Source organism: Caballeronia cordobensis, assembly GCF_001544575.2.
Lineage (GTDB): Bacteria > Pseudomonadota > Gammaproteobacteria > Burkholderiales > Burkholderiaceae > Caballeronia > Caballeronia cordobensis.
The window spans coordinates 51,033-63,518 of record NZ_FCNY02000024.1; the positions used below are offsets into that span (position 1 = coordinate 51,033).

Genomic DNA, 12,486 nt, shown 5'->3' on the forward strand with positions numbered 1-12,486 from the left:
ACTGAAACAAAAACGCTGCGCTGCGCTGCACCACGGAAAACTCATCCGCTATGAGGCCCCGCCAGCATTGCGATTGGGCTCGTTGGCACGGTCCTCGCTAATAGAGACTCGCAACCCGGACCGACGCGAATAAAAAAAATTGATTCACGCGCCGACGGGGTCGCTACGGGGCTGGTATGACGTTTCATCGATTGAGTCGCACGCGACATATTTCGGAAAGATCACACCAGTAAATAAAAAGTGAAGCGCAACGCGCGAAGTTTCGAGAGAGAACAATCATGCTGACCCTCCAGTCCGACCTGCACGGCAATCATCTGCTCGGCGCACTTCCGGCGCACGAATGGCAAGCGCTCACGCCGCACCTCGAACTCGTGCAACTGCGCACCGAACAGTTGCTGTGCGATTCGGGCCAACGCATTCATCACGTCTACTTCCCGACGACGGCGATCATCTCGCTGCTGCACACGATGGAAGACGGCGGCTCGGTCGAAATCGCGGCGGTGGGCCGCGAAGGCATGACGGGCGTGCCGGTGCTGACCGGCGGCGAAACCATGCCGACGCGCGTGCAGGTGCAATGCCCCGGCTTCGCGTATCGCATGAGCGCGCAGGCCCTGCGCGAGCAGTTCGGCCGCTCGGACTTCCTGCGCCGCCTGATGCTCCTCTATATGCAGGCGCTGCTCACGCAGGTCGCGCAGACGGCCGCATGCAACCGGCATCATTCGCTGAACAAGCAACTTTGCCGCTGGCTGCTGATCGAAATCGACCGCACCGCGTCGAACGAACTGCAAGTCACGCAGCAACTCATTGCCGACATGCTCGGCGTGCGCCGCGAAGGCGTGACCGAAGCGGCCGGCAAACTTCATGACGCGGGTCTCATCCATCATAGCCGCGGCTGCATCAAGGTCGTGGATCGCGAAGGCCTCGAAGCCCGCGCGTGCGAGTGCTACGGCCTCGTCAAGCGCGAATTCGACCGGCTGCTCCCGCGTCTTCGTGCAACCGAGGCGGCATCGGCCTCGAGCGTTTAACGGTCTGGATTAATGCGAGAAAAAAATCACGGTTTGTTTGCTTGGCTGGCACGTTGTCTCGATGTAAGTCTCATCATTGCGGGCGGGTTGATCGCGCATGACCTACGCTTTTCGTCGCTCGATATCAGCGACATCGAAAGGCTCCTGATCGCGTTCAATTCCGCACTCGCTCTCGTTCTCTTCCCCGCATTCGGCGTGTACGAAACCTGGCGCGGCAAGCCGCTCGCGGAGATGTTCGCGCGCGTCACGCTCGCGTGGATGGCTGTCGTGGCGGCAGGCCTCCTGCTCGCCTTCACGCTGCATCGGATGGATGCGGTGTCGCGCCTCTGGTTCGCCTATTCGACGCTCATTTCCGGCGCGCTCATCATCGCGGCGAAGCTGGTCGCCTACTCGGCGCTGCGCCTGATGCGTGGCCGCGGGCTGAATCAGCGCACCGTGGCGATCGTCGGCGCGCAAGGCTTTTCACGAACGCTGCTCGCGCATCTGTGCAGCACGCCCGAGCAAGGCTTCACGCCCGTGTGCGTGCTCGATACGACCAGCGACGAAGAACTTCAGGCGACCGGCCTCGACGCCGTGCCCGCGCCGACGACCGCTGTCGGCATGGGAGGCAATCGTTTGCCTGTGCTGAACGACTTCGATGAACTCGTGGACAAGATCCGCGCCGAGGAAATCAACGAAGTCTGGCTCGCCCTGCCGCTATCGCAGGAGCACACCATCTACCGCTTCGTGCATGCATTGCGCCACGACTTCGTGAATCTGCGGCTGATTCCGGACACGCGCAGCATCTCGCTCTTCAATCATTCGATGACCGACGTCGCGGGGCTCGCCACCATCAACCTGACGACTTCGCCCGGCAATAGCTTGCAGATGTGGCCGAAGCTGGTCTTCGACCGCCTTTTCGCCGCGACCGCGATCCTGGCGCTCGCGCCACTCCTCATCGCGATTTCGATCGCCGTGAAAGCGACGTCGAAGGGCCCGGTGTTCTTCACGCAGCATCGCAAGGGCGCGGACGGGCGGCCGTTTCGCATCTACAAATTCCGTTCGATGGCGGTGCACCAGGAAAACACGGGCCACGTCACGCAGGCGACGCGCAACGATCCGCGCGTGACGAAGGTCGGCGCATTTCTGCGGCGCACGAGCCTCGACGAGCTGCCGCAGTTTTTCAACGTGCTGTTCGGGCATATGTCGGTGGTCGGTCCGCGTCCGCATGCGCTGGAGCACGACGATCTGTACAAGGATCTCGTCTACGGCTACATGTTCCGCTACCGCATCAAGCCGGGCATCACGGGCTGGGCGCAGGTGAACGGCTATCGCGGCGCGACGGAAAAAGTCGAGAAGATGCAAAGCCGCGTCAAGTTCGACCTTTTCTACATCCACAACTGGTCGTTCTGGTTCGACATCAAGATCGTCGCGATGACGATGTTCAAGGGATTCATCGGACGCAACGCGTTTTGACCGGCGCGCGCGACGGCCCGAAAAAAGCGATATCGTGACTGCATCGCCATGGGACCGTGGCCGCGAGGAAATCGATCATGTTCGGCAGACACGCGCATCGGACGCCGCGCGAGGGCGCGGCCCTTCACGTCGCGGGCGGCACGCAGGGCGAACGAAAGAAACGCCGCCGCATGTCCGACTCCGGCCATTTACGGCTCGCGATACTCGAATCGATCGGCGAATGCGCGCGCGATGCGGAGGGCGTCATCGAGGCGCTCACGGCGCGCGGCGGCGGCTTCTACGGCCCGAGCCCGGGTTTTGTCTACCCGATGCTGTCGCTGCTCGAAGATCAGGGCTACATCGCGGCGAATGAGCCCCATGAGCCGGGTGGCGCGCGCAGGCGCTACACGATCACGCGCACCGGACGCCGTTATCTCGACGAGAACCAGCCCTTTCTGAACGCGATCAGCGTGGAGGACGGCTGACCCTCCCGTCCCCGCGCGCCTGAGTCCTTACTTGTAGTCGATCCGCTCGACGCCCGTTTCCGTACCGAGCAGGCAGATATTCGCGCCGCGCGCGGCGAAGAGCCCGACCGTCACGACGCCCGGCCACGCGTTGATCTGCGCTTCGAGCGCGCGCGGATCGGCGATCTTCAGGCCTTTCACGTCGATGATCTCGTTGCCGTTGTCGGTGATGTACGGCGCGCCGTCCTTGTTCACGCGCAGCACCGGCACGCCGCCGAGCGCCGCGAGCTGGCGGCCGACCGCGGTACGCGCCATCGGCACGACTTCGACGGGCAGCGGGAACGCGCCCATCACCGGCACGCGCTTGCTCGCATCGGCGATGCACACGAACACGTCCGCCACCGATGCGACGATTTTCTCGCGCGTCAGCGCGCCGCCGCCGCCTTTGATCATCGCGCCGCTGGCGTCGATTTCATCGGCGCCGTCGACGTACACGGGAAGCGACTCGATATCGTTCAGATCGAACACCTGGATGCCGTGCGACTGCAGCCGCGCCGTGCTCGCGAGCGAGCTCGACACCGCGCCGCGATAACGCGCCTTCGATTTCGCGAGCGCGTCGATGAAGCAATTGGCCGTCGATCCGGTGCCGACGCCGATGATCGCGCCTTCCGGCACGTTCGCGTTCACGTAGTCGGCGGCGGCTTGGCCGACCAGTTGCTTGAGTTCGTCTTGAGTCATGGGAGCGGTGATGCTTATCGGAGAAAACTGAGATTTTATCGGAGCGCGCCGTCGGGTCTCGCGGATCACGCAAACGCGCGCAGGAAGCCGAGCGGATCGTGCGAACGCGCGACCGACGCGATGAACGCGAACACGATGATCGCCAGCACGCCATACGCGGCGCGCGCCCCTTTCGTGCGGCCGCGTTTGAGCGCCAGCGTGCCGAGCACGATATAGACGACGAGCCCCGCGATTTTCGCGCCGAGCCACGCGGCATTCGCGCTGAAGCCGATAATCGCGACCAGCGCGATTGCGCTCGCGAGCAGAAGCGTGTCGACGATGTGCGGGAGGATCCTGGCCGGGCGCGCGGCGAGCAGGCGCGAATCCATCAGCATCCAGATCCAGCGCAGCACGAATCCGGCGATGGAGATGCCTGCGCAGGCCATGTGGATCGCGCGCAGCGGGAGGAAATAGTCGCCCATCGTGAATTCCTTGTCAGTTGGCGAAGTACTTGTCGAGGAGTGCCTGGGCGATGGCGTCGCTTTCCGCGTCCGCACTGCCCGCGTAGTCCGACGGGCGGAAATGCATCTGGAAGGCGCTGAAGACGCGGCGCGTCTTTTCGTCGAGCACGCCGTCGGTCGCGACGTCGTAGCCGTAGCGCTTCAGCTTCTCCTGCAACGCGCGCACGTCGGCGGGCGCTCGTTTGTCGCGGCCGGCGAGATGCGCGGCGACGTCCGCGTCGTCGGGCCAGGCGCCTACGCCGGCATCGTACAGCGCGCGCCAGGGAAAGAGCGGCCCCGGGTCGATCTTGCGTTGCGGCGCGATGTCGCTATGTCCGACGACGCGCGTCGGCGGTATCGCGTAGCGTGCGACGATATCGCGCGAAAGGGCGATGAGCGCCTCGATTTGCGCGGGCGGGTACGGTTGCCATTTGCCGTCGCCGATGGGACCGAGGTTCACGTTCTCGATACCGATCGACGAAGCGTTCAGCTCGGTCGCGCCTTGCCAGGCACTCACGCCGGCGTGCCAGGCGCGCTGGCTTTCGGGCACCAGTTGGTAGACGACCGGCTCGTTCTTCTCGATGCGCGGGGCGTCCGGGACGACGTAGTGGACGCTGACGGCATCGCCCGTGAGCACTTCGATGGAACGCGCTTCGTCGATCTCGGTGTAATGCATCACGAGAAAACGGATGCGGGAGTCGGCGTTCTTCGCGTGGTAGCGCGTGTCGGCGATGTAGGTGGTGCGGTCGATCTGGGTGGTTGTGCAGGCGGTGAGCAGGCATGCCGAGAGCAATGCGGCGAGGCGCAACGGCGTTTTCATGCGGGTCACGGCTTACTTCTTCACCGCCCTCTGCCTCACCGCCTCAAACAAACAAACCCCCGACGCCACCGAAACATTGAGACTTTCAACCGTCCCCGCCATCGGAATATTCATGATCTCGTCGCACGTCTCGCGCGTCAGGCGACGCATCCCCTCACCCTCCGCGCCGACGACGATCGCCACCGGGCCATCCAGCTTCGTGTCGTAGAGCGAAGCCGTCGCCTCGCCGGCCGTGCCGATCACCCAGACGCCCGCGTCTTTCAACTCGCGCAGCGCGCGCGCCAGATTCGTCACGGTGATGTACGGCACGCTTTCCGCCGCGCCGCTCGCCACTTTCGCGGCCGTCGCATTCAAGCCCGCCGACCGGTCGCGCGGCGCGATCACCGCATGCGCGCCCGCCGCATCCGCGACGCGCAGACACGCGCCGAGGTTATGCGGATCGGTGACGCCGTCGAGCACCAGCAAGAGCGGCGTGCCCGAAATGCCGTCGAGCAGTTCGGCCAGATTCTGCGCGAGCGGCAAATCATGCGCGCGCGCGACCACGCCCTGATGCTGAACGTTGCCCGACAACCCCCACAGGCGCGCTTCGTCCGCCGCGATCAGCCGCACGCCCGCTTCCTTCGCGGTCCGCAGAAAGTCCTGCATGCGCCGATCCTTGCGCGACGGGTCGTACAGCACCTCCTCGATCGACGATGCATCCGCGCGCAAACGCGCGGTGACTGCGTGAAAACCGTATAGAACCTTGAGACGTGACATGACTGATCCGAACCTTCGCTGAGAACTTGAAAAACACGACGCGGCCCGAAGCAATCGCCATCGGGCCGCGCGTATTCGTTGGGCGGCGTCGTGCGCGCCGCTCGTTTATGGTTTCCTGATGCCTGTTTACCGCTTTTTGCGCGCCGCGCGTCCGCTCGACGCCGTCTTCGCCGTACCGCGCTTCTTCGGCGCGCCCGCACGCGCACCGGCGCCGGGCGCAGCGCCCTTCTTCGTGCCGCCGCGCGCGCGCGTGCTCGGCATGTCGTCGTCGGGCAACGGTCGAATGCGCGGACCCGAAAGCCCGCCGCCGCCCGACGCCAGCTCCGCACCGCCCGCCGGCGACGCCGACGGACGCGGCGACGGCGGCTTCACCGGCGTATCGCGCACGAGACGGAAATCGATCTTGCGCGCATCGAGATCGACGCGGCTCACCTGCACGCGCACGCGATCCGACATGCGGTAGCGGATACCGGTGCGCTCGCCGCGCAGCTCGTTCTTGATCTCGTCGTACTGGAAGTAGTCGGAGCCGAGTTCGGTCACATGCACGAGCCCTTCGATGAACAGCGAATCCAGTTGCACGAAGATGCCGAACGTCGTCACGCCGTTCACCATGCCGCCATATTCCTCGCCGAGCTTGTCGCGCATGAAGTAGCACTTGAGCCATGCTTCGACGTCGCGCGAGGCTTCGTCGGCGCGCCGTTCGTTCGACGAGCAGTGCAGCCCCAGCTCCTCCCAGATCGCCACGCTGTTGCGCGCGCGGCCGCGCGCCGTGTCGTCGGCTCTCTGCATTTCGCGTGCGGCCTTCGTGAGGCCGGTGCTCAGCGAGACATCGTGACCGACGTCCGGCAGATACTTCTTGCCCTGCAGGATCGCGTAGATCGCGCGATGCGTGAGCAAGTCGGGATAACGGCGAATCGGGCTCGTGAAGTGCGCGTACGCCTCATACGCGAGACCGAAATGGCCGATGTTGTCGGGGCTGTACACGGCCTGCTGCATCGAGCGCAGCACCATCGATTGCAGCATCTGCGCGTCGGGCCGGTCGCGAATCTGCGCGATCAACGCGGCATAGTCGCTCGCGTGCGGCTTGTCGCCGCCGGTCAGCGTCAGGCCGACGCCGCGCAGAAACGCGCGCAGATTCTCGAGCTTTTCTTCCGTCGGGCCCGCATGCACGCGATACAGCCCCGGATGCTTGTTGCGCTTCAGAAAATCCGCCGCGCAGACGTTCGCCGCGAGCATGCACTCCTCGATCAGCCGATGCGCGTCGTTGCGATGACGCGGCACGATCTGCTCGATCTTGCCCTGCGAATTCACGACGATATACGTCTCGGTCGTGTCGAAATCGATCGCGCCGCGTTTCTGGCGCGCGGCATGCAGCGCCTTGTAGACGCCATACAGATTTTGCAGATGCGGCAGCAGATCGGCGCGCTTCGCCGCTTCCGGGCCCTTCGTGTTGGTGAGCACGGCCGCGACTTCAGTGTAGGTCAGCCGCGCGGACGAATGCATCACGCCCGGATAGAACTGATACGCCTTGATCTCGCCGCGCGCGGTGATGACCATGTCGCACACGAGCACGCAGCGATCGACATGCGGATTCAGCGAGCACAACCCGTTCGACAGCTTTTCCGGCAGCATCGGAATCACGCGGCGCGGGAAGTACACCGAGGTGCTGCGATCGAGCGCGTCGATGTCGAGCGCTTCGTTCGGGCGCACGTAATGCGAGACATCGGCGATCGCGACCAGCAGACGGAAACCCTGCCCGCGTCCGACCGCGACCGGCTCGCAATACACGGCGTCGTCGAAATCGCGCGCGTCTTCGCCGTCGATGGTGACGAGCGGCACGTCGCGCAAATCGACGCGATGGCGAATATCCACCGGACGCACTTCATCGGGCAGCTTCGCGGCGGAGGCGAGCGCGGCATCGCTGAACTCATGCGGCACGCCGTATTTGCGCACGGCGATCTCGATTTCCATGCCGGGATCGTCGATATCGCCGATCACTTCGATCACGCGCCCGAGCGGCTGCGAATGGCGGCTCGGGAAATCCGTCAGATCGACGGACACCACTTGCCCGACCTTCGCCTTCTTCGGATTTTGCGTGATGAGGATGTCGTGCCCGATGCGCTTGTCTTCCGGCACGAGAATGAGCGCGCCGTTTTCGTTGACGAGCCGCCCGATCACGCGCTTGTTCGCGCGCTCGGTCACTTCGACGATATGCCCTTCCGGCCGCCCGCGCCTGTCATACCCGACGATGCGCGCCAGCACGCGGTCGTTGTGCATGACCTTCTGCATTTCGCCGTTGGGCAGGAAGAGATCGTCCTGGCCGTCATCGCGAATCAGGAAGCCGAAGCCGTCGCGATGCCCTTGCACGCGGCCCGCCACGAAATTCGACGGATGCGTGAGTTGATAGTGGCCGCGCTTGTCGAGGCGGATCTGCCCGTCGCGTTCCATGGCCGCCAGTCGCTTGAAAAATCCTTCGCGCTCCTGGCGCTTGATCGACAGCGCTTCGGCGATGTCGTTCGCGGCATGCGGTGTCTCGCTCGTGCGCAGCACGCCGAGAATTTCTTCGCGGCTCGGAATCGGATACGGATATTTGCTCAAGGGCGTAGTCGTGATTTTTCTCGTTGGACGGGACTTTTGCGGTGCTTTGCAAACAGGAAGGCGGTCATCGTTGCGAGTCATTCTAACACCCGTCCTTTAAGCGCCACGGGGCTTGCGGGCCGAGCGCGCCCGTCCCGCGCGGCGCGATGCGCATTGCGTCGAAACGCTTGACAGACGCAAAGAGCCCGCTATAATTGCGTTCTCTGCTGTTAAGCAACGCGCCTTGCCCAGGTGGCGGAATTGGTAGACGCACTAGGTTCAGGTCCTAGCGGTGGCAACACCGTGGAGGTTCGAGTCCTCTCTTGGGCACCAGATGTCGGAACAAGCCACCTTCGGGTGGCTTTTTCTTTTTGTGCGGAGACCGTGTTTTTGTTTCAGATGCGTTGTATGACGTTTCGATTGACACGGCGTCCGTTCCCGCTAAAATAGCGGGCTCGCTGTACCCCTTGGCCCAGGTGGCGGAATTGGTAGACGCACTAGGTTCAGGTCCTAGCGGTGGCAACACCGTGGAGGTTCGAGTCCTCTCTTGGGCACCAGATGTCGGAACAAGCCACCTTCGGGTGGCTTTTTCTTTTTGTGCGGAGACCGTGTTTTTGTTTCAGATGCGTTGTATGACGTTTCGATTGACACGGCGTCCGTTCCCGCTAAAATAGCGGGCTCGCTGTACCCCTTGGCCCAGGTGGCGGAATTGGTAGACGCACTAGGTTCAGGTCCTAGCGGTGGCAACACCGTGGAGGTTCGAGTCCTCTCCTGGGCACCAAGGTCCTTCTTTCGCGAGACGCTTGAATAAGCGCATCGCAAGCAAAAACCCCACGCATTGTCGTGGGGTTTTTTGTTTTCCGGCTGCCCTTTCCCGAAACGCGAAACGGCCGCCCGCGCACGAAGCGAGGCGGCCGGTTCAGGGCCGCCAAAACTTCCGTCCGGGCTAATCCTGCTCATCGTCCTCGAACGTCAGCAGACGAATCAACCGCAAGAGCTCCCCACGGTCGATGACGCCGTCGGCATGATGCCGGACATCGCGCAGCCAGTTCATCGTCATCTCGGACAAGCCGAGTTCGCGCGTGATTGCCGAAACCGGCACCTCCCGTTCCAGGAAAACGAGCGCCAGGTACGTGGCAAGTAGCGTCGGCTTACCCCTGGCGTCTCGGTACAAGCCATCTCCTTTGCGCGCTGTCGATTCACGGACGTGCCTCAGCATTTCCATATCCAGCCGGACATGCACGTAACGCGTTTCCGGGATCAGAAAGTACAACAGGTCGCCCGTTTGCAAAACCCAATCCACAATGTCGACGTAATCCGGCACCGCGCCGATATTTAGCCTGACTAATTGATCGCTAATCTCCATGTTCAAATATGCTCCCATGGCCACCCCACTCGTGGCAGGTGGTCACAACAAAAGCCCCCGTGTTGTGACTTGCTGCGGCCAGTCCCGCAAAGAATGTCGCGCAGCACCCTTTGACGCCCCGCAGAGGCGGGGCGTCAAAAATCTTTCGGATTTATTTGTTTAGTATTTCGAACTAATCGCGCTGGAGTATTTCGCAAAAAGTCAAGAACGCAGAATAGCTCCCGCATATTGGGCGCCGAAGTAGATCCGTCTTAAACGCCCCCTCGTGCGCGAAAAAGCACTCCGTGGCATAAAGGATGCTCAGCGGTAAGCAACCTCGGAGATCCGTGATGCCCGCTCTCTACGTCATCGCTTTCCTCCTGCTCGGCGGCGCGCTCACCTTTCTGCAAGCGCCCGCTCTGGCGTGGCTCGCCGCGCTTGCGCTCTGGGTGGCCGCGGGACCGTTCATCGGCGTGACCGGCGCGATCGGCGTCGCCCTGCTTTCCATCGTCTTCGTGCTGCCGGCTTTCGTGCTCGCCGTCCCGCCGTTGCGACGCGCGCTCATCAGTCGGCGCGTGTTCGTCGCCTTTCGCAAGATGCTGCCGGAGATGTCGTCGACGGAGCGCGACGCCATCGAAGCCGGCACCGTCTGGTGGGACGCCGAACTCTTCTCCGGCCGCCCCCGATGGGATCGCCTGCTCGCACACGGCGCGCCGGCGCTGACGCCGGAAGAACAAAGCTTCATCGACCATGAATGCGCGCGGCTGTGCGAGCTGTCGAACGACTCGGACACGACCGCGATCTGGCAAGACCTGTCGCCGCAAGCGTGGGCGTACATCAAGGAACAGGGCTTTCTCGGCATGATCATCCCGAAGCGATACGGCGGTAAGGCGTTCTCCGCGTATGCGCATTCTCAGGTCATCATGAAGCTCTCGACGCATTCTTCGGCGGCGGCGGTGTCGGTCATGGTGCCGAATTCGCTCGGGCCGGCCGAACTGCTGCTGCACTACGGCACCGACGCACAGAAGGATCACTACCTGCCGCGGCTCGCGCGCGGCGACGACATTCCCTGCTTCGCGCTCACGAGCCCGTATGCCGGATCGGACGCCGCCGCGATTCCCGATGTCGGCATCGTGTGCCGCGGCGAGCACGAAGGACGCGAGGCGCTCGGCTTTCGCGTGACGTGGGACAAGCGCTACATCACGCTCGGGCCGATCGCAACCGTGCTCGGCCTCGCCTTTCGCGCCCTCGACCCCGATCATCTGCTCGGCGACGCCGACGCGCCCGGCATTACCTGCGCGCTCATTCCGACGAAGCATCCCGGCGTGCATATCGGCCGCAGACACTGGCCGCTCAACGCGGTATTCCAGAACGGCCCGAACTGGGGCCGCGACGTCTTCATCCCGATGGACTGGGTCATCGGCGGACGCGCGCAGGTCGGCAATGGCTGGCGCATGCTGATGGAATGCCTCGCCGCCGGCCGCGCGATCTCGCTGCCTTCGTCGAACGTCGGCATGGCGAAGCTCGCCGTGCGCGGCACGGGCGCGTATGCCGCCGCGCGCCGCCAGTTCCGCACGCCGATCGGGCGCTTCGAGGGCATCCAGGAAGCGCTCGGGCGCATGGGCGGCAATCTCTACGTGATGGACGCCGCGCGCCGCCTGTCCGCGCAGGCCGTGGATCTCGGCGAAAAGCCCTCGGTGATATCGGCGATCGCGAAATATCACATCACGGAACGCGCGCGCAAGGTGATCAACGACGGCATGGACGTGGTCGCGGGCAAGGGCATCTGCATGGGGCCGTCGAACTTCCTCGCGCGCGCGTATCAGCAGATGCCCATTTCGATCACCGTCGAAGGCGCGAACATTCTTACGCGCTGTCTCATCATCTTCGGACAGGGCGCGATTCGTTGTCACCCGTACGTGCTGAAGGAAATGGCCGCCACGCGCGACGACGATTCACGCGCCTTCGATGCCGCATTCTTCGGGCATGCGAGCTTTCTGGCGTCGAACGCCATGCGCAGCCTGCTCTACGCGTTCGGCGCGGGCGCGCTGAGCCGCGGCCCCGCGCGCGCCGATGCGCGCCTTGCGTCCTTCTACCGCGCCGCCACGCGTCTCTCGAGCGCGTTCGCCCTGTTCGCGGATGTGTCGATGCTCGCGCTCGGCGGCGATCTGAAGCGGCGCGAACGGCTTTCGGCGCGGCTCGGCGACATCCTCTCGCAGTTGTATCTGCTCTCCGCGACGCTCAAGCGTTTCGAGGACGACGGCCGTCCCGACAGCGATCTGCCGCTCGTGCGCTGGGCCGCCGAAGACACGCTGTATCAGGCGCGCGCCGCCTTCGATGGCCTGCTCGCGAACTATCCGAACCGCGCGGCGGCGGCGTTGCTGCGCGCCATCGCGTTTCCTTTCGGCCTGCCGCACGCGCCGAGCGCCGACGCGCTGGGCAACGACATCGCCATGCTGATGCAAACGCCCGCCCCCGCGCGCGAGCGCCTTCTCGCGGGCTCGCACGTTTCGTCGTTCGACACCGATCCGGTCGCGCGCGGCGAGAAGCTGCTCGCGCTGACGCCCGCGGTCGCGGCGCTGGAATCGCGTCTGCGCGATGCCGTCAAAGCGGGCCAGACCGCGCCGCTGCCGCAAAGCCCGCAAGACATCGAAGCGTGGGCGCGGGCCGCCGCCGGGCGCGGCCTCATCGACGAAAACGAGCGGGCACTCCTGACCGAATGGGCCGCCCATGCGCGCGAAGCCGTGAAAGTCGATGATTTTTCCGCAGACTTCGGTATCCTCGAAGCATTGCAAAAGCGCAACGCGGCGCTCGAACGGCAGTGGCCCGAGCGCATCGACTGAAGCAG

At 64.1% G+C, this 12,486-nt stretch carries 10 protein-coding genes and 3 tRNA genes; 7 read left to right on the forward strand and 6 right to left on the reverse strand.

Features of this window, described 5'->3' with window-relative positions; translation table 11 throughout:
* Nucleotides 1-278: 278 nt before the first annotated feature.
* The 3 genes from AWB70_RS32020 (at nucleotide 279) to AWB70_RS32030 (ending at nucleotide 2,944) form a co-directional block, all read left to right on the forward strand.
* On the forward strand, nucleotides 279-1,025 hold the full coding sequence (locus AWB70_RS32020) for a Crp/Fnr family transcriptional regulator (protein WP_014191659.1): 747 nt from the start codon (nucleotides 279-281) through the stop codon (nucleotides 1,023-1,025).
* Nucleotides 1,026-1,058: 33 nt separating this feature from the next.
* Nucleotides 1,059-2,480, forward strand: coding sequence for an undecaprenyl-phosphate glucose phosphotransferase (locus AWB70_RS32025; RefSeq protein WP_053568401.1), 1,422 nt, complete (start codon nucleotides 1,059-1,061; stop codon nucleotides 2,478-2,480).
* A gap of 77 nt (nucleotides 2,481-2,557) precedes the next feature.
* Nucleotides 2,558-2,944, forward strand: coding sequence for a PadR family transcriptional regulator (locus AWB70_RS32030; RefSeq protein WP_053568358.1), 387 nt, complete (start codon nucleotides 2,558-2,560; stop codon nucleotides 2,942-2,944).
* A gap of 27 nt (nucleotides 2,945-2,971) precedes the next feature.
* On the opposite strand, the gene rpiA is transcribed toward AWB70_RS32030, so the two are convergent.
* The 5 genes from rpiA to rnr all read right to left on the reverse strand — a co-directional run bounded on the left by rpiA (nucleotide 2,972) and on the right by rnr (nucleotide 8,314).
* Nucleotides 2,972-3,661: a ribose-5-phosphate isomerase RpiA gene (rpiA, locus tag AWB70_RS32035; protein WP_041730474.1), complete on the reverse strand. Its 690-nt coding sequence runs from the start codon at nucleotides 3,659-3,661 to the stop codon at nucleotides 2,972-2,974.
* A 65-nt stretch (nucleotides 3,662-3,726) separates the two neighbouring features.
* Nucleotides 3,727-4,122 carry a SirB2 family protein gene (locus AWB70_RS32040; protein ID WP_053568359.1) on the reverse strand — a complete coding sequence of 132 codons (396 nt, stop codon included), beginning with the start codon at nucleotides 4,120-4,122 and terminating at the stop codon, nucleotides 3,727-3,729.
* A 13-nt stretch (nucleotides 4,123-4,135) separates the two neighbouring features.
* Nucleotides 4,136-4,960, reverse strand: a complete 825-nt coding sequence (locus AWB70_RS32045) for an N-acetylmuramoyl-L-alanine amidase (RefSeq protein ID WP_053568360.1) — start codon at nucleotides 4,958-4,960, stop codon at nucleotides 4,136-4,138.
* Nucleotides 4,961-4,972: 12 nt separating this feature from the next.
* On the reverse strand, nucleotides 4,973-5,716 hold the full coding sequence (gene rlmB / locus AWB70_RS32050; protein ID WP_045450725.1) for a 23S rRNA (guanosine(2251)-2'-O)-methyltransferase RlmB: 744 nt from the start codon (nucleotides 5,714-5,716) through the stop codon (nucleotides 4,973-4,975).
* A gap of 126 nt (nucleotides 5,717-5,842) precedes the next feature.
* The gene (gene rnr, locus AWB70_RS32055; protein WP_053568361.1) at nucleotides 5,843-8,314 is read right to left on the reverse strand and encodes a ribonuclease R; all 2,472 of its coding nucleotides are present in this window, start codon (nucleotides 8,312-8,314) and stop codon (nucleotides 5,843-5,845) included.
* 225 nt (nucleotides 8,315-8,539) lie between these two features.
* On the opposite strand from rnr, the gene AWB70_RS32060 reads away from it, so the two are divergent.
* The 3 genes from AWB70_RS32060 to AWB70_RS32070 all read left to right on the forward strand — a co-directional run bounded on the left by AWB70_RS32060 (nucleotide 8,540) and on the right by AWB70_RS32070 (nucleotide 9,074).
* Nucleotides 8,540-8,626: transfer RNA gene (locus AWB70_RS32060), tRNA-Leu, on the forward strand.
* A 137-nt stretch (nucleotides 8,627-8,763) separates the two neighbouring features.
* A tRNA-Leu gene (locus AWB70_RS32065) sits at nucleotides 8,764-8,850 on the forward strand.
* 137 nt (nucleotides 8,851-8,987) lie between these two features.
* A tRNA-Leu gene (locus tag AWB70_RS32070) sits at nucleotides 8,988-9,074 on the forward strand.
* A 165-nt stretch (nucleotides 9,075-9,239) separates the two neighbouring features.
* On the opposite strand, the gene AWB70_RS32075 is transcribed toward AWB70_RS32070, so the two are convergent.
* Complete coding sequence (locus AWB70_RS32075) at nucleotides 9,240-9,659, reverse strand: hypothetical protein (RefSeq protein WP_053568402.1); 420 nt, start codon at nucleotides 9,657-9,659, stop codon at nucleotides 9,240-9,242.
* Between the two features lie 329 nt (nucleotides 9,660-9,988).
* Between AWB70_RS32075 and AWB70_RS32080 the strand changes: the two genes are divergently transcribed.
* Nucleotides 9,989-12,481 carry an acyl-CoA dehydrogenase gene (locus AWB70_RS32080; RefSeq protein WP_053568362.1) on the forward strand — a complete coding sequence of 831 codons (2,493 nt, stop codon included), beginning with the start codon at nucleotides 9,989-9,991 and terminating at the stop codon, nucleotides 12,479-12,481.
* Nucleotides 12,482-12,486: the final 5 nt, after the last annotated feature.